The 16616-nt window shown below is 67.2% G+C and carries 14 protein-coding genes and 1 pseudogene; 14 read left to right on the top strand and 1 reads right to left on the bottom strand.

Annotated elements, in window-relative coordinates:
* Window positions 1–95: 95 nt before the first annotated feature.
* From OO71_RS43780 to OO71_RS43725, 12 genes and pseudogenes are all read left to right on the top strand, one after another.
* Window positions 96–2612, top strand: a pseudogene (locus tag OO71_RS43780) (penicillin acylase family protein); the annotation flags it as partial.
* A gap of 279 nt (window positions 2613–2891) precedes the next feature.
* On the top strand, window positions 2892–3923 hold the full coding sequence (locus tag OO71_RS43775; RefSeq protein ID WP_033296004.1) for a trans-sulfuration enzyme family protein: 1032 nt from the start codon (window positions 2892–2894) through the stop codon (window positions 3921–3923).
* 236 nt (window positions 3924–4159) lie between these two features.
* Window positions 4160–4861 (top strand): hypothetical protein, encoded by a 702-nt coding sequence (locus OO71_RS43770; protein ID WP_063740195.1) that lies wholly within the window; start codon window positions 4160–4162, stop codon window positions 4859–4861.
* Window positions 4861–5454: a class F sortase gene (locus OO71_RS43765; protein ID WP_051793147.1), complete on the top strand. Its 594-nt coding sequence runs from the start codon at window positions 4861–4863 to the stop codon at window positions 5452–5454. The genes OO71_RS43770 and OO71_RS43765 overlap by 1 nt, the downstream gene beginning before the upstream one ends.
* Before the next feature lie 51 nt (window positions 5455–5505).
* A complete protein-coding gene (locus OO71_RS43760) occupies window positions 5506–6996 on the top strand; it encodes an ABC transporter substrate-binding protein (protein ID WP_211260837.1) in 1491 nt (496 codons plus the stop codon).
* The gene (locus tag OO71_RS43755) at window positions 6993–7937 is read left to right on the top strand and encodes an ABC transporter permease (protein WP_033296003.1); all 945 of its coding nucleotides are present in this window, start codon (window positions 6993–6995) and stop codon (window positions 7935–7937) included. Before OO71_RS43760 ends, OO71_RS43755 begins: the two co-directional genes overlap by 4 nt.
* Window positions 7937–8752, top strand: a complete 816-nt coding sequence (locus OO71_RS43750; protein WP_033296002.1) for an ABC transporter permease — start codon at window positions 7937–7939, stop codon at window positions 8750–8752. Before OO71_RS43755 ends, OO71_RS43750 begins: the two co-directional genes overlap by 1 nt.
* On the top strand, window positions 8749–9468 hold the full coding sequence (locus tag OO71_RS43745) for an ABC transporter ATP-binding protein (RefSeq protein ID WP_033296001.1): 720 nt from the start codon (window positions 8749–8751) through the stop codon (window positions 9466–9468). Before OO71_RS43750 ends, OO71_RS43745 begins: the two co-directional genes overlap by 4 nt.
* Window positions 9465–10232: an ABC transporter ATP-binding protein gene (locus tag OO71_RS43740; RefSeq protein WP_033296000.1), complete on the top strand. Its 768-nt coding sequence runs from the start codon at window positions 9465–9467 to the stop codon at window positions 10230–10232. Before OO71_RS43745 ends, OO71_RS43740 begins: the two co-directional genes overlap by 4 nt.
* A complete protein-coding gene (locus OO71_RS43735; RefSeq protein ID WP_033295999.1) occupies window positions 10225–11649 on the top strand; it encodes an aldehyde dehydrogenase family protein in 1425 nt (474 codons plus the stop codon). The genes OO71_RS43740 and OO71_RS43735 overlap by 8 nt, the downstream gene beginning before the upstream one ends.
* Window positions 11646–12404 carry an SDR family NAD(P)-dependent oxidoreductase gene (locus OO71_RS43730; RefSeq protein ID WP_033295998.1) on the top strand — a complete coding sequence of 253 codons (759 nt, stop codon included), beginning with the start codon at window positions 11646–11648 and terminating at the stop codon, window positions 12402–12404. Before OO71_RS43735 ends, OO71_RS43730 begins: the two co-directional genes overlap by 4 nt.
* 13 nt (window positions 12405–12417) lie before the next feature.
* A complete protein-coding gene (locus OO71_RS43725; protein WP_033295997.1) occupies window positions 12418–13797 on the top strand; it encodes an amidase in 1380 nt (459 codons plus the stop codon).
* Here the strand turns inward: OO71_RS43725 and OO71_RS49730 are convergent.
* Complete coding sequence (locus tag OO71_RS49730) at window positions 13790–15511, bottom strand: toll/interleukin-1 receptor domain-containing protein (RefSeq protein WP_162186185.1); 1722 nt, start codon at window positions 15509–15511, stop codon at window positions 13790–13792. The genes OO71_RS43725 and OO71_RS49730 overlap by 8 nt on opposite strands.
* Window positions 15512–15586: 75 nt before the next feature.
* Between OO71_RS49730 and OO71_RS43705 the strand changes: the two genes are divergently transcribed.
* Together OO71_RS43705 and OO71_RS43700 are read left to right on the top strand one after the other, a co-directional pair.
* Window positions 15587–16018: a hypothetical protein gene (locus OO71_RS43705; RefSeq protein WP_051793145.1), complete on the top strand. Its 432-nt coding sequence runs from the start codon at window positions 15587–15589 to the stop codon at window positions 16016–16018.
* Window positions 16018–16578 (top strand): hypothetical protein, encoded by a 561-nt coding sequence (locus OO71_RS43700; protein ID WP_051793143.1) that lies wholly within the window; start codon window positions 16018–16020, stop codon window positions 16576–16578. The genes OO71_RS43705 and OO71_RS43700 overlap by 1 nt, the downstream gene beginning before the upstream one ends.
* Window positions 16579–16616 lie beyond the last annotated feature (38 nt).

Raw genomic sequence — 16616 nt, 5'->3', positions numbered from 1 at the left:
CGATGGGAACGCCGCGATGACATCCACGAAGCGTTCCTCGGTCTGGCGACATGCGTGATCTGCTACCGCCACATCAAAACCTTCTGTTAGGAACTCTTAATGGCCGGTATTTCCCGGGCGAGTACGTGCTCACCGGGCACGTCGATGCGATCACGAACGCCGGCACCATCGACCCGTTCAAGCTCACTGACCTCGTGGTGCTCGCTTCGGTGGTCGGCGCGCAGTTCGGCGCCGGGGGTGGCGGCGAGGTGCAGAACGCCGTCGCGAAGCTGGCGCTGCAGGAGAAATACGGGGTCGCGCAGGGCGAGAAGGTGTGGCAGAGCTTGCGGGCCGCCGATGATCCCGAGGCCGTGAAAACCCTGCACGACGGCCAGAACTTCCCGTACGGCACCACTCCGGCGAACCCGCAGGGGCTCGCGATGCCGGACGCGGGTTCGGTGACCAACCAGCAGCTGGTGTTCGACCCGACCGGGTCCGCGTCCACCGCGTCGCCGGCGAAGGTCCAAGTCTCGGCGCCGAAGGAGCAGGAACCCGCGCGCGGGATGTTCGACAACGGCGTGCTACCCGGCAATCTGCTGAAGGAAAAGCACGGGATGTCCAACGCGCTCGTGGTGTCCGGGGCGAAAACCGCCAGTGGGCATCCGGTTGCCGTTTTCGGGCCGCAGACCGGGTATTTCGCACCGCAGTTGTTGTTGCTGCAGGAATTGCAGGGACCCGGAATCAGCGCGCGGGGGGCATCGTTTGCCGGGCTGAGCATGTACGTATTGCTCGGCCGCGGTCAGGACTATTCGTGGAGTGCCACGACGGCCGCGCAAGATATCATCGACACGTTTGCGCTGGCGTTGTGCGACCCGAGCGGTAAACCGGCGACCAAGGATTCGAACTACTATCTGTACCAAGGCAAGTGCGTTCCGATGGACCAGGTGGAACGCAAGAACGCCTGGTCGCCGACGGTGGCGGACGGTACCGCGGCCGGGTCGTACACCTTGCGCAGCTATCGCACGAAGTACGGTCCGGTGACGTCGAGGGCCGCTGTGGACGGAAAGCCGGTGGCGTACTCGTCGCTGCGTTCTTCGTACTTCCACGAGGTCGATTCGCTGATCGGGTTCCAGGAGTTTAACGACCCCGGTTTCGTCCATTCCGCCGCGGACTTCCAGCGGGCCGCGCACGACGTCAACTTCACTTTCAACTGGTTCTACGCCGATTCGAAGGACGTCGCGTACTTCAACTCCGGCGCCAACCCGGTCCGCAATTCCACTGTGGACCCGATGATGCCGACCTGGGGTGACCGCGGATTCGACTGGCAGGGCTGGAATCCGGCTGGCAACAAGGCTTCGTACACGTCGATGTCGCAGCATCCGCAGTCGGTGAACCAGGATTACTACATCAGCTGGAACAACGCGCAGGCCAACGGGTACGCGTCCGGTGGCGCGGACAAGTCCGCCGTGCACCGCGGCGACCTGCTCGACGCGCGGGTCAAGGCCCTGCTTGCCAGTGGTACCAAGGTGACGCGGGTGAACCTGACCCAGGCGATGGAGGACGCGGCACTCGCCGACCTGCGGGCGGAGAAGGTGCTGCCGCTGCTGTTGCAGGTGCTCGACAAGGCTCCGCTGAGTGGTGCTGCGGCGGATGCGTCGGCGAAGTTGAAGACGTGGCTGGAGCATGGGCATCAGCGGGTCGAATCGGCGCCGGGTAGCAAGGTGTACAACGACGCTGACGCGATCCGGATCATGGATGCGTGGTGGCCGTTGCTCGTTGCCGGGGAGTTCAAGCCGGGGATGGGTGATGCTGCGTTCACTGCGATGACGAATGTGCTGCAGATCAACGAAAGTCCGTCCGGGTTCCAGAATGAGGTGCCGGGGAAGCATGTCGGTCAGCCGCACCAGGGGTCGGCGTATCAGCATGGCTGGTGGGGGTATGTCAGCAAGGACCTCCGGACGGTGCTCGGGCAGCCGGTTGCGGGTCCGTTGGGTGCGCAGTTCTGTGGTGATCTGGCTGCCTGCCGTGCGGTGCTGGTCGACACGCTGACCGCGGCTGCTGGGCAACCGGCGAGTGCGGTGTATCCGGGTGATGGCGACTGCTCGGCTGGTGACCAGTGGTGTGCGGATACAGTGATTCAGCGTCCTCTGGGTGGGATTACGCATGGGAAGATCAGCACGCAGAATCGGCCGACGTTCCAGCAAGTTGTGGAGTATCCCGCGCATCGGGGTGACAACGTCGCGAATCTCGCTTTGGGTAAGCCGGTGAATGCGACTAGTGCGGAGACTGGGTTCTACAACTCTCCGGCGTCGAATGCGGTGGACGGTAATCCGGGTAGCCGATGGGCCAGTGACTGGAGTGATCAGCAGTCGATCACGGTGGATCTCGGGTCGGTGCAGCAGGTGGGGCGGGTGGTGCTTTCGTGGGAGAAGGCTTATGGGAAGGGGTATCGGGTTCAGTTGTCCACCGATGGTGCGGACTGGCGTGACGCGGTTTCGGTGACGGGTGGGGATGGTGGGGTGGACAATGTTTCGTTCGCTCCCGTTGATGCTCGGTTTGTCCGGATGCTGGGGGTGGAACGGGGGACGAAGTACGGGTATTCGCTGTATGAGTTCGAGGTTTATGCGCAGTGAGGTTCTGTGTTGGGGGGCTGTTGCGGTGGGGGCACCCCGAAGTTGGATTGTCACGACGGTCTGAATGGCTTGTCAAGGCGGGAAAGATGCCTTGACAAGCACCCTCCGCACGTGTGGGGGCTTCGGATCGGGGTGCAGGGCGGGGGCTGGGTGCCGGGTCCGGGTGGGTGCGTCGGCTGCGGTTGGGTGGTGGGGGGAAGTCCGTGAAGGTTCCCTTCACGGAATGGCGGTGACGTTTGTCGCGGTGCTGTTGTGCGTGGGCGAAGTTACCGTGTCTGCATGGATGACTGGACGTTGCGGACGCGTGCGATTGCGGCAGGGCGGCCGCATGGGCCTGGGGAGCCGCTGACGACGCCGATTGTTGCGACCAGCACCTTCGAGGCCGGTGGCGACGCGGTGTACGCGCGGTCCGACGGTACGGCTACCTGGGCTGCGCTGGAGGAGGTTGTCGGGTCGCTTGAAGGTGGTACGGCGACCGCCTTTGCGTCTGGGGTGGCTACGTTGTCCGCGGTACTCGATTCGTTGCCCGTCGGGGCGACGGTTGCGGTGCCGACGTTCAGTTACGCCGTCACGCGTGGAGAGCTGAAGCATGCACAGCAGCTCGGGCGGCTCACCGTCACCGAGTTGGAGCCGACCGACACCAAGGCATGGCTTGACTGCGACGCTGACCTACTGTGGCTCGAATCGCCCACCAATCCGACGCTTGACGTCATGGACATCGAGACCATTGCGCGCGGTACGCGGGGGCGCGTGGTCGTCGACAACACCTTCGCGACTTCGCTGTATCAGCAACCACTGTCACTCGGTGCGGACATTGTCGTGCACAGTGCGACGAAGCTGATTGGTGGGCACAGTGACCTTCTGTTGGGCGTTGCGGTTGCGCGCGACGAAGTGATTGTCGGCGAGCTTCGTGCGGCGCGGGCTCGCGTAGGTGCGACGCCGGGGGCGCTTGAAGCTTGGCTTGCGTTGCGTGGGTTGCGCACGCTTCCGGTACGCCTTGCTGAGCAAACGCGTACGGCGGCACTGTTGGCGTCCCGGTTGTCGGAACACCCGGCGGTAACAAAGGTTCGCTACCCGGGTTTCGGGATGATGGTGGCGTTCGAAGTGGCTGACGCAGATACCGCAGACACAGTGTGCGCGGCGGTCCGGCTGATCCGGCCGGCGACGAGCCTCGGTGGAGTGGAAAGCCTGATGGAGCGGCGTGCGTGGCTGCCGGGCGAGGAGCGCGTGCCGCCGGGGTTGATCCGGTTTTCCGTCGGGCTCGAGGATCCCGAAGACCTGTGGCGGGATTTGCTGACTGCGCTGGGTTGATTTCCGCCAGTTTCCCACGAGGGCTTCGCGGGTTGCCCGGCAAGTGTTACGGTATGGGCACGGCTCGCCGGTTTCCCCGCAGCAGACCGGAATCATCGGTCCACGGGAGTGGTTCGTTACCGTTTTTCCCAGTGCCGTTTATCACCCCCAAAAGGGTTATCCGGTGGTCTGATCCTCCGGCAGGATCAGCGAGCGCGGTGGGGGTCATCGCGCTTTTCCCAGAGGGGTAAACCATCTTGAAGAAGACCCTGGGCAGACTCGCGGGCGCAGTGCTCGCGGGCGCCCTGATCAGCCTTGCCGTCACGCCGACCGCGAACGCGGAAGGGGAAACCTCCTCGTCCACCTCGGCAGCGGCTACCACCACCGCTCCGCCCGCGTCGGAGACGGCGACGGCCACGCAGACCGCGCCCCCGACCTCTCAGTCCACTTCGGACACCAAGACTTCGGCGCCGGAGACCACGACGGCGCAGCCGGGTCAGACCTCGACTTCGGGCAAGCCGACCGAAACCGGCAAACCGACCACCACCACGCGCAGCTCCGAGACCTCCGCCCCTCAGGAGCCTCCGTACGAGGACGACACCGCGTATGGCGTCGACCTCGACGGAGGCCTGGGTGTCGTGATGATCGCGTGCGCCGCGGGTGAGCCGACCGGGCTGCGCTCGAAGGACTTCGACCTCGTCGAGGGTCCGCACCAGGACGAGACCGACGGCCGTTACTGGCTGTGGCTCGTGAAGCGGCACGAGGGCGTTTCCTTCGAGGCCGGCGGCGTTTACGCCGACTGGACCTGCGCCGGCAAGCCGTCGACGGGCGAGCACGTTCCGCCGGCCGGTGGTGCGGGCTCGGGTTCCGCGGGCACCACGGGTGGCCACGGCGACTCGCAGGTCAAGTACACGCCGAAGCGCGGCGTCGAGACCGGCTTCGGGGGCATGGCCGCCTGATGGGCAGGAAGCTCGGGCAGGGCGCCGCGGTCACCGGCGCCCTGCTCCTTTCCCTCACGCTGAGCGCCTGCGGTTCCGGCGACCCGGCACCGGCCGCGCAGCCGCAGGCCAGTGCGCCGGTTCCGGTCACCAAGCCGTTCACCGGGCTGCGGCCGACGTCGGTCGAAATCCCGAAGATCGGCGCGAAATCGTCGCTGATCACCGTGCTGCCGGGCAAGGACGGGCAGATTTCGGTGCCGTCGGTGAAGACGCCGATGCAGGCCGCGTGGTACCGGCTGTCCCCGGTGCCGGGCGACGTCGGGCCGGCGATCGTGCTCGGCCACGTCGACGGCAACCACCAGCCGGGCATCTTCTACAAGCTCAAGGACGTGAACCCGGGCGACGAGGTCGACATCGAACGCAGCGACGGCAAGAAGCTGAAGTTCGTGGTGGACCACAAGGACCAGGTCCCGAAGGACACGTTCCCGACGCAGGCGGTGTTCGGCAACACGGACAAACCGCAGCTGCGCCTCATCACCTGCGGTGGCGTGTTCGACCACGCCGAGCACAGCTACAAGGACAACATCGTGGTGTACGCCAACCTCGTCTCGTGAGGTAGCCTGCGCCGTTACACTGGCGATCAGTGTAACGGCGCAGGAGGGGGAATGACGGTCCGGAACACCGCGGTGGCGCTCGCGTTGCTGCTCGTGGTCTCCGGCTGCTCGGCAGGTTCCAGCGCGAGCGTTTCCCCAGGTCCGGACACGCTTTCCGTCGGGTTCACGGCCGAGCCCGCGAACTTCGACTTCACCCACGCCGACGGTGCGGCCATCCCGCAGGCGTTGCTGTACAACGTGTACGAGGGCCTGGTGAAGCTCGATCCGCAGGGCCGGATCGTGCCGCTGCTCGCGAAGTCCTGGACGATCAGCCCGGACCGGACGACGTACGACTTCCAGCTCCAGCAAGGCGTCAAGTTCGCCAACGGCGCCCCGTTCACCGCTTCGGACGTCCAGTTTTCGCTCATGCGGGTGAAAACCGACTGGACCGTCTCGATCAAATCGGCGATGGACGTCGTCGACCACGTCGAGGTCGTCGCGCCGGACCACGCCCGCGTGGTGCTGTCGAAACCCAGTAACGGCTGGCTGTTCAGTCTTAGCAGCCGGATCGGCGCGATGTTCAGCCCCACCGGCATTGCGGACCTGGCCAATCACCCGGTGGGCACCGGACCGTACGAGGTGGCCTCGCGGCGCCGGGGCGATTCCGTAATGCTGAAGGAGAATCCGCAGTACTGGGGCCGGAAACCGGCGTACCGCACGGTGGTGCTCAAGTACTTCGCCGACCCGACTGCGCTCAACAACGCCTTGCTGTCCAACGGAATCGACGTGATCTCCAATCTCACGTCGGCCGATTCGATCCCGCAGTTCCAGGGCGACGACCGGTTCACGGTGCAGCAGGGCACCACGAACAGCGAGGTCACGCTCGCCTTCAACAATCGCCGCGCGCCGCTGAACGACGTGCGCGTACGCCGCGCGCTCACCTACGCCATCGACCGGAAAGCCGTGCTGGACCTGGTGTTCAACGGCCGTGGCACGCTGATCGGCAGCATGGTCCCGCCCACCGATCCGTGGTACGAGGACCTGTCGAAGGCGTACCCGTACGACCCGGCGAAGGCGAAGCAGCTGCTCGCCGAAGCCGGGGTACCCAACCTGAAACTGCGGCTGCGCATTCCGAGCCTGCCGTACGCGGTGTCGGCGGCGCAGGTGGTGCAGTCGCAGCTGGCCGACGTCGGGGTCACCGCCACGATCGAACCGCTCGATTTCCCGGCGGTGTGGCTCAAGCAGGTCTTCACCGATCACGACTACGACCTGTCGATCATCCAGCACGTGGAGGCGCGTGACATAACGACGTTCGGAAAACCCAAGTACTACTGGGGTTACGACAGCGCGCGCGTGCAGCAGCTGCTCGCCGCAGCCGACCGCGGAACGTCCGACGAGCAGGTCGCGGACATGAAGGAGGTCGCGCGGCACCTGAACACCGACGCGGCTGCGGACTGGCTGTTCCTGTTCCCGAACGTGGTGGTCGCGAAGAAGAAGGTGACCGGTTTTGCGCAGAACCAGGTCAGCGAGTCGTTCGATCTCACCGGGTTGAGGCGCGCATGACCACGCGTGTGGTGCGGCGGCTGGCCGTGTTCGCGGTGAGCCTGTTCGTGGCGTCGATCGTGGTGTTCCTGTTCATGGCGGTGCTGCCGGGCGACCCGGCGCAGGTCGCGCTCGGGGTCAACGCGACGCCGGAGCTGCTCGCCAAGACCCGCGCCGAGTTCGGCATCGACCGGCCGCTGGTCGAGCAGTACCTGAGCTGGATCGGCGGAGTGCTGCACGGCGATTTCGGCCGGTCCTACGTCACGCGCGAGGCGATCAGCCCGCAGCTGCTGGACCGGCTCGGGGTCACGTTGTGGCTGGTCGGTGCGGGCATGGTGGTGGCGCTGGTGATCGCGGTTCCGGCGGGTACGTTCGCCGCGGTCGCGCACCGGAAAGCCAGCGGGGTCACGGTTTCCGGGCTGTCACAGATCGGGGTCGCGGTTCCGGCGTTCCTCGCCGGGATCATCCTGGTGCAGATTTTCGCCGTCCAGCTGCGGTGGCTGCCCAGCGGCGGGTGGACGCCGCCGGACCAGGACGCGGGTGAGTTCCTGCGCGGGCTTGTGCTACCCGCGTTGTCGCTCGGGCTGGTGCAGGGCGCGGTGCTCACGCGGTACGTCCGGTCGGCGGTCCTCGACACGCTCGGTCAGGACTACCTGCGCACGGCGCGGTCCAAAGGCCTGCTGCCCGGCCAGGCGTTGGCGCGGCACGGGTTGCGCAACGCGTCCGTCCCGGTGGTCACCGTGCTCGGCTTGCAGCTCACCACCTTGCTGATCGGCGCGGTTGTGGTGGAGCGCGTGTTCGTGCTGCCCGGGCTCGGCAGCATGCTGCTGGACGCGGTCGCGCGCCGCGATCTGCTCACCGTGCAGGGGATCGTGCTGGTGCTGGTGGCCGCCGTGCTGCTGGTGAACTTCGTGGTCGACGTGCTGTACGCGGTGCTCGACCCGCGGCTGCGGGGGTCCTGATGCGGCGCAACGGAAACCTCGTGCTCGGCGGAGTTCTCGTCGGGCTCGTGGTGCTGGCCGCGCTCGTGTCGTTCGTCTGGACGCCGTACGACCCGGTGCAGGTCAACGCGCCGGACCGGCTGCTCGGGTTCTCCGCCGACCACGTCTTCGGCACGGACAAATTCGGCCGTGACGTCTTCAGCCAGCTCCTCGTCGGCGCGCGGACCACGTTGTACGTCGGCGTGGTCGCGGTCGGGATCGCTGCGGTGCTCGGGACCCCGCTGGGGGTGCTGGCCGCGATGGCACCTCGCTGGCTGGGCGAGTTCGTGATGCGGGTGAACGACCTGGTGCTCGCGTTTCCCGCACTGCTGCTGGCCATCATGTTCGGCGCGGTTTTCGGCGCGGACACCCTCACCGCGATGATCGCCATCGGCATCGCCACCGTCCCGTCGTTCGCGCGGATCGCCCGGTCTGGCTCGCTGCAGGTGCTGAGCAGCGAATACGTGCTGGCCGCGCGTGCCGGTGGCCGGTCGCGGACCCGGATCGCCCGGACACACGTGCTGCCGAACATCGCGGGACTGCTGATCGTGCAGTCGTCGGTGTCGTTCGCGATTGCCGTGCTGGCCGAGGCGGCGTTGTCGTTCCTCGGCCTCGGCACGCGCCCGCCGACGCCGTCGTGGGGCCGGATGCTGCAGGAATCCCAGGAACTGCTCACCGCGCATCCGCGGCTCGCGCTCGTGCCCGGTGTCGCGATTGCGGTGGCGGTGCTCGGGTTCAACCTCCTCGGCGACGGTCTGCGCGACCGGCTCGACCCCCGATTGGCGGCGCGCGCATGACGCTGAAGGTGGAACACCTACAGGTCGCGGACCTGGTACGCGGGGTGTCGTTCGAGATCGGCGCGGGGGAGCGGGTCGGGCTGATCGGTGAGTCGGGGTCGGGGAAGTCGCTCACCGCGTTGTCCGTGCTGGGCTTGCTGCCGGAAGGGTTGACCGCCACCGGCTCGGTAAGGCTCGACGATCGGGAGCTGCTTGGCGCGTCCGAAAAGGTCCTGTCTCGCTTGCGGGGCAACGGGATGGCGATGGTGTTCCAGGAGCCGATGACTGCGCTGAACCCGGCAATGCGGGTCGGGAGGCAGGTCACCGAGCCGTTCCGGGTGCATGGCCTTCACTCACGGCCGGCCGAAGAACTGCTGGCCGCGGTGGGTCTTCCCGGGGTGGCGCGGGCGTATCCGCATCAGCTGTCCGGTGGGCAGCGGCAGCGGGTGGTGCTGGCGATGGCGCTGGCCAACGATCCGGCGCTGCTGATTTGCGACGAGCCGACCACCGCGCTGGACGTCACCGTGCAGGCGCAGATCCTGTCGCTGATCAGGGAACGGTTGTCCGCGGAGAGTTCGCTGCTGTTCATCACGCACGACCTCGCGGTGGTCGCGCAGATGTGCGACCGCGTGCTGGTGATGCTGGACGGGTCCATTGTGGAGCATGGGTCGACCCGTGATGTGCTGACCTCGCCGCAGCATTCGTACACGCAGCGGCTTCTGGAGGGGGCGCGGTGATCTCCGTACAGAATCTGGAGCGGCGGTATGCGCGGCGGCGGGTCGATGCGTTGCGGGGCGTGAGTTTCGAGGTCGAGGCAGGTCAGCGGTTCGGGATCGTCGGGGAATCCGGGTCCGGGAAGTCGACCCTCGTGCGGTTGCTGGCGGCTTTGGACCGGCCGACCGCGGGTACCGTTTCGTTCCGCGGGCAGCGGATCGACCACTTGCCCGAGCGGAAACTCCGCTTCCTGCGCAGGGAATTGCAGATCGTCTTCCAGGATCCGATGGGTTCGCTCGACCCGCGGATGCGCGTGCGGGACATCGTGTCCGAACCGCTCGGCCGCCGGTCGCCTGCGCGGGTGGCCGAGCTGCTGACCGCGGTCGGGTTGCCGGAGGACGCGGCAATGCGGTACCCGCATCAGTTCTCCGGCGGGCAGCGGCAGCGGATCTCGATTGCCCGCGCGCTCGCGCCGAACCCGAGCGTGCTCGTCGCGGACGAGCCGGTGAGCGCGCTGGACGTCACGGTGCGGGCGCAGATCCTCGACCTGCTCAACCGGCTGGTCGACGAGTTTTCGCTCACGCTGGTGTTCGTGTCTCACGACCTCGGCGTGGTACGGCGCGTGTGTGATCGCGTCGCGGTGATGCGGCGGGGGGAGATCGTGGAAATGGGCGACGTGGAGCAGGTTTACGGCGCGCCGCAGCACGAGTACACCCGGGAACTGCTGGCGGCGGCGCCGAATCTGCCGGCCGAGCTGGCCCGGTTGCAGGGAGGAACGGATGCCTGACTACCCGGACGGCCTGCCGATCGGTCCCACGTGGACTCCTGTCCCTCAGCGGGTGGACATCGTGTTCCCGTACGACGGCAGTGTGATCGGCACCGCGCCGGTGGGTACCGCTGCGCTGGCGACCCGGGCGGTGGACGAGGCCGTCGCAGTCGCCCGTCGCGTTGCAGCCTTGCCTTCGCGGACGCGGCGTTCCCTTCTGAACGACGTCGCCGCCGCGGTGCGGGAGCGACGCGCGGAGTTCGAACAGCTGCTGGTGCTGGAGACCGGGAAACCGCTGGTCGACTGCCGGGTGGAGGTCGCGCGCACGATCGTCACCTGGGAGGCCGCGGCCGAGGAGGTCTCGCGGCTGCACGGCGAGACCGTGCCGCTGGATCTGCTGCCGTCGGGCGACGGGCTGGTCGGGTTCTGGAAGCGCAAGCCGATCGGCGTCGTGGTCGGGATTGCCGGGTTCAACTACCCGCTGCTGCTGGCGTCGCACAAGATCGCGCCCGCGATCGCGGCGGGCTGCCCGGTGGTGGTGAAACCGGCGCCGCAGACGCCGCTCGCCACGCTCTGGCTGGTGCACCTGGTCCGCTCGCACACTGCTCTGCCCGCGATGGTTCAGCTGGTCACCGGTGATGCGGCGGTCGGCTCGGCGCTGGTCGCCGACCGGCGGATCGGCGCAGTGTCGTTCACCGGCTCGGCCGCCGTCGGGCACCGGATCGCCCGCGACGCCGCGCCGACGAAAACCTTGCTGGAGCTGGGTTCCAACGCGGCCCTGGTCGTCGCCGAAGACGCCGACCTCGACGCGGCGGCCGACGCCGTCTTGCGCGGTGGGTTCTACGCGTCCGGCCAGGCCTGCATTTCGGTACAGCGAGTGCTCGCCGTCGCGTCGGTGGCGGCGGAATTCACCGGCAAGGTGCTTGCGCGGCTCGGTGAGGTGACGGTCGGTGACCCGCGCTCGCCGGACACTCGGGTGTCGAAGCTGATCGACGAACGCTCGACCGCGCGGGTCGTCGAGTGGGTAGACAAGGCGGTCGCCGCTGGTGCTCGCGTGCTGGCCGGTGGCTCGCTGCGTGCCGGAGCGCTGGAGCCGACGGTGCTCGCGGACGTGCCCGATGGCGTCGAGTGCTGGGATGAGGAGGTCTTCGGACCGGTCGTCTGCGTGCGCACAGTGTCCGATGTGGACGAAGCATTCGCCGAGGTCAACGCGTCGCGCTACGGACTGCATGCGAGCGTGTACAGCCGTTCCTTGCAGACCGCGTTCCGCGCGCTGGACGAACTGGAGGTCGGCGGGGTAGTGGTGAACGAGGTGCCGGGGTTCCGTTCCGACACGATGCCGTACGGCGGGGTCAAGGACTCCGGCATTGGCCGCGAAGGGCCGCGGTTCGCCGTGGAGGAGCTGACCGTGACGAGGATGGCGGTGATCCGGCCGTGAACTACGCCGACCTGTTCCGGATGGACGGCCGCCGCGCCGTCGTGCTCGGCGCCGGCAGCGGGATCGGCCGCGAAGCCGCGCGGGCGTTGGCGGCGCACGGCGCTTCGGTGATCTGCGCCGATCGTGATCTGGCTGCCGCGCGCGAGACCGGCGTCGGCGAGGTGTACGAGGTCGATTTGCTTGCGCCCGGCGCGGTTTCGCAGGCCGCCGTCGACCTGGGTTCGCTGGACGCCGTCGTGCTCACCGCCGGGATGAACGTGCGGAAACGCCTGCTGGACTACACGCGCGAGGAGTTCGATCGGGTGGTCGAGCTGAACCTGGGCGTTGCGTTCGAGGTGCTGCGGGCGTTCGGTGCGCCGATGGTCACGCAGGGGCGGGGGAGCATTATCGGGTTCTCGTCGATCCGCGGTACCACCGTCGAGCCGGGTCAAGGTCCGTACGCAGCGACGAAGGGCGGTCTGGTGCAGCTGTTCCGCACTGCGGCCGCTGAGTTCGGGCCGTCCGGCGTACGCGTCAACGCGATCGCGCCCGGCGTTGTCGAGACACCGTTGACCGCGCAGATCAAGGCGCGTCCGGACTGGTACGAGGCATACGCGAAGAAAGGCGCGCTCGGCCGTTGGGCGCGCGCGGAGGAATTGGCCGGCGCCGTCGTGTACCTCGCTTCGGACGCTTCGACGTTCGTCACCGGCTCCGTGCTGGCCGTCGACGGCGGCTGGACCGCTGTCGACGGCCGGTTCGACCCACCCGCTTCGTGAATCGGAGGTTGCGATGTTGGCCGACCTGACCGCCGTTGAGCTGGTCGACGGATACCGCGCGCAGACGTTCTCGCCGGTCGAGGTCACCGAAGCCGTCCTCGCGCGCATCGACGCACGCGAACCGGAACTGCACGCGCTGTACGCGTACGATGCTGCTTCAGCGCGCGAAGACGCGAAGGCGTCCGAAGCACGCTGGCATGCCGGTGAACCTGCGGGACCTCTCGACGGCGTTCCGTTGACGCTGAAGGAGAACATCGCGTCACGCGGTGTCCCCGTACCCCTCGGTACCGCCGCGACCACCCTGACGCCCGCTGTGTCCGACGCCCCCGCCGCGGCGCGCGTACGCGAGTCAGGCGCGGTACTGCTCGCGAAGACGACCATGCCGGACTACGGCATGCTCACGTCCGGACTGTCGAGCTTCCACGCCGCTTCGCGCAACCCGTGGGACCTGACGCGTACGCCCGGCGGCTCAAGCGCAGGCGCCGCTTCAGCCGCCGCGGCCGGGTACGGACCGCTTCACGTCGGCACCGACATCGGCGGCTCCATCCGGCTACCCGCGGGCTGGTGCGGCCTAGTCGGACTGAAGCCAAGCTTCGGCCGCGTACCCGTGGACCCGCCGTTCCTGGGCCGCGTCGCCGGACCCCTCACGCGTACAGTCGCCGACACCGCGCTGCTGATGAGCGTCCTGTCCCTGCCGGACGCGCGCGACCACCTAAGCCTGCCTGCGTCGACCATCGATTGGCTTTCTCTGGATTCCTCCGTACGCGGGCTTCGCATCGGCCTACACCTCGACCCCGGCGTCGGCCTCCCGGTAAACCCGGCAATCGCCGACGCCGTCACCTCCGCCGCCCGCCTGCTGGAATCCGCCGGTGCCGTCGTGGAACCGGTTGCCCCATTCCTGACCCGTGAACACCTGGACGGCCTGGACACCTTCTGGCGCGTCCGCGCATGGTCCGACCTGGCCGCGCTGCCGGAAAACCGCCGAGCGCGCGTGCTGCCATACATCGCAGAATGGGCCGTGGCAGGCGCATCCGTGTCGGGAGTGGACACCTACCGCGGTTTCGCCGCCATCGACGCAATCAGCGCGGCGACCCTCCGCGCGACGGACTCGTACGACCTGGTCCTGTCCCCGACCTGCCCAGTCCCACCCCCCGCGGCAGAGGCCCCGTCCCCGACGAACGACCCAGCGCGCCCGTTCGAGCACATCGCCTTCACGGTGCCGTACAACATGTCGGGCCAGCCCGCGGTGTCCGTGAACTGCGGTTATACCCCGGAGAGTCTGCCGATCGGGCTCCAGATCGCGGGTCGTCGGTTCGCGGATCTGAGCGTTTTGCGTGCAGCTGCGGCTTTCGAGCAGTTGCGTGGGGAGCAACGCCCATGGCCGGTCAGCTGAGCGGATTTCCACTCAGCACAGCCAGTTCGTCGGCCACCTCGGTCATGGACAACTGCAGCTTGCCGAGCTCCTCGCGCAGCTGCGCCTGCATCGGCCAGGCAAGCTCGTGTTCGAAACTTCCGACCCCGGCGGGACGAAGTTCGTGGTGATCGTCGAGCCGGGGGTGCCAATAGGTGAGAAACGGCCGCAGGACGTCGTCCATCAGCCTACGGGTTAGCGTTCCCAGACCCGGCCGCACGGGCGTTGACGGTCGGAGTGCATCTGGGCCGACCTCGCCGCAGATTTGACGGAGACGGTCAAAGAGAGTGTGGAGCGAGGTCAGTGCACTTCGCAGAAGTCCGTCGTTGCCCGGAAGTCCGTGAAGTGCGATACGGCTGGTCAGCTCGTTGAGAATCCGATGTGCAGCGAGTCGTTCATCATCGTCGGACTTCGAACGACGCCGGGCGGCGACGATTGTTTGTCGGGGACGTACTCGGTTTGCGAAGTGCTCCAGAGCCGCTTCACGGATCTGCTCGGCTCTGGCGGGTTGGGGGTCTGCTTGACGTAGTGCTAGATGGAACGCCCGTGGCAATCGGAGTTCTCCAAGGCCGATGTCGACAAGTACTCCGCGGGCGAGCAGATCGGTGACACGTTTCGCGACGGTGTCGAGGCTTCCCACGCCAGTCGGTCCTCGCTCATTGCCGATAATGTCGGCGATCACGTCCAAGGGCAGCGCGACTGGAGTCGTTGCGCAGAGTGCCCTGACCACATCCCAAGCTGGTTCGCCGAGGCCGTTCACTATCGGTTCGAGCCGATCTGTGAGGGGGGCCAGCAGCGGCGTTCTGGATGTGTGCAGCTGGTTGAGCGTGGCATCAACGCTGCCGGAGGACTGCTCTGCGAGCCTCCTCGCCAGTCCGGTGCTGCCTTCGGCCGCGCTGCGCAACCGTGGATCCAGGTCCAGCTCGTCTTCGCGGAGGTCGCCTAGTTCGATGCTGGTGCCGAGCTCGGCGAGGCGCGGATCACGAGTCAGCAAGAGATGAGCAGCCGGTGTAGCGAGACTACCTGGTGGTTCAGTGATGTCTTCGATCACCACCAGGTCACCGGTTGTCGCCGAAGTCCAGTCGCCCAGGAGAACCTGGTTGTATGTGCGCCCGAACTCGTGCACGTAGGCACGTGCGAGAGTGCTCTTGCCGCTGTCGACCGGCCCATGGAGGACGGCAGTCCTGCCGTGGCTCAGAACTGAGTGAAGTTGCCACAGTTCGGTCCAGCGGCCGGTGAACTTCGCCGGCAAGGGCAGATCGCCAGGGCGTTCTGGTGTCGGCTTGGTGCCGATGGTCCCGGACAGTGTCTCGACGCGCTCGCATACTGCTTCCACCAAGGTGGCCAGAGCTGCCTTAAGGGCTGGATGCCCGGGTAACAGGACGTCGAGGATCTCGTGCGGTGCCAGGTGCTCGGTGTTGGGTTCGGGGTTTACGACCAGCACTCGCTCAGGGCTCGCCAGGTAAGCAGTCGTGAACTCTTCCTGACATGCGCGTCGTGAACCGTAGCTGCGGCTGTAGTACGCGAGGAGGACTCGGGACTCGCCGAGAGCCCGCCGAAGTCGATCTGAAATGGACTCGAACTGGCGGATCTGCTCTACATCGACGAATACCCGTAGCCCCGCAGCCTCCAGCGCCGACACAATGCGTTGCACCGGAGCCGCGTCCGAGCGGTCATAGCTGACGAAGACGTCCACGCTCTCGATCCTCCTTCCGTCCTCGTTGCATATCTGATCGCACCCATCCTCCCCTCCAGAATGCAGGAGGTGAGTGTGTCCGAGCGATCCCTTGCCTGGGAACTGCACGTCGAGCTGGCCAGCCGGATCTCCGCCGTCCGGCTCGGCCCGGACGAAGGCCTGCTGTCCGAAGCCCTCGACAGCCTGTACCGCGTGTTCACCGAGGCCCGCCGCGCGCTGGCGCAGCATCCGCCGGAGCAGCTGCTCACGTCGGATTCACTGCATCAGGTGGTGTTCGGGCTCCTCAACGACGGGTTACGGCCGTTTCTCGCGCGCTGGCATCCGCGGCTCGAGGCGCACCTCGAACGCCGTCCGCCGGAGGTTTCGCAGTTCGACCACGAACAGGCGTGGGACCAGGCCGGAGTGTTCCGCGCCGAACTGGCCGACCTGCAGGTCCTGCTGCGCGACGCCACCGAACGGCTGGCCGAACTGGCCGGCGCCGGGTCTCTTCTCGTGGCGGTGCGGTGATGGGAAAGCGCGGTCGTCGCCTCCGCCCGCGCGAGGTCGGTGTGAAGCTGAAGCTGCCGTTCGTGGGCGAGATCAGCGGGTCGTGGGCACCGCAACAGGCCGAGGCGAAAGCGGCGTGGGAGCTGTACGTCGAGCTGGCGACGCGAATCTCGGTAGTCCGGCTCCGCCGCGACGAAGGCCTCGCCCGCGAAGCGCTGAGCAGCCTGTACACCCTGTTCGACACAACGCGGGGCATCCTGCGCAAGTACGGCCCGGAGGCCTCCCCGCGCGACGGCGCCGACTCGATCACGTTCGGCAAGCTGGCCCTGACCGTGCTGAACGCCGCGGTACGCCCACTTCTCGCACGCTGGCACCCCCGTCTGGGTTCATGGGAAGCCACCCGCGCAGACGGCGTGGCCGCGATCGACCACGAGAACGAGTGGGAACACATCGAGGAACTGCGCGGCGAAATCGAAGCAATGCGCGTGGGATTGCTGCAGGTCGCCGAACTGCTGGCGAACGTCGCGGGTGCCGCTCCGCTCACGCCGGACCGGCGACTGCTCGGTGACCTGGGAAAATAGCGTATCCGAGCGGTTGCGTGACACCGACGTGTTGAATT

Source organism: Amycolatopsis jejuensis, assembly GCF_000717335.1.
Classification (GTDB): Bacteria; Actinomycetota; Actinomycetes; order Mycobacteriales; family Pseudonocardiaceae; genus Amycolatopsis; species Amycolatopsis jejuensis.
Note: the sequence above shows the minus strand (reverse complement) of the source record. Positions and strands in the feature narration are given on the sequence as shown.

Bases quoted from the DNA above. Each gene is read 5' to 3' on its own strand.
- OO71_RS43775 (WP_033296004.1), top strand. From the start codon at position 2,892: ATGGATGACTGGACGTTGCGGACGCGTGCGATTGCGGCAGGGCGGCCG.
- OO71_RS43765 (WP_051793147.1), top strand. From the start codon at position 4,861: ATGGGCAGGAAGCTCGGGCAGGGCGCCGCGGTCACCGGCGCCCTGCTC.
- OO71_RS43760 (WP_211260837.1), top strand. From the start codon at position 5,506: ATGACGGTCCGGAACACCGCGGTGGCGCTCGCGTTGCTGCTCGTGGTC.
- OO71_RS43755 (WP_033296003.1), top strand. From the start codon at position 6,993: ATGACCACGCGTGTGGTGCGGCGGCTGGCCGTGTTCGCGGTGAGCCTG.
- OO71_RS43750 (WP_033296002.1), top strand. From the start codon at position 7,937: ATGCGGCGCAACGGAAACCTCGTGCTCGGCGGAGTTCTCGTCGGGCTC.
- OO71_RS43745 (WP_033296001.1), top strand. From the start codon at position 8,749: ATGACGCTGAAGGTGGAACACCTACAGGTCGCGGACCTGGTACGCGGG.
- OO71_RS43735 (WP_033295999.1), top strand. From the start codon at position 10,225: ATGCCTGACTACCCGGACGGCCTGCCGATCGGTCCCACGTGGACTCCT.
- OO71_RS43725 (WP_033295997.1), top strand. From the start codon at position 12,418: ATGTTGGCCGACCTGACCGCCGTTGAGCTGGTCGACGGATACCGCGCG.
- OO71_RS43700 (WP_051793143.1), top strand. From the start codon at position 16,018: ATGGGAAAGCGCGGTCGTCGCCTCCGCCCGCGCGAGGTCGGTGTGAAG.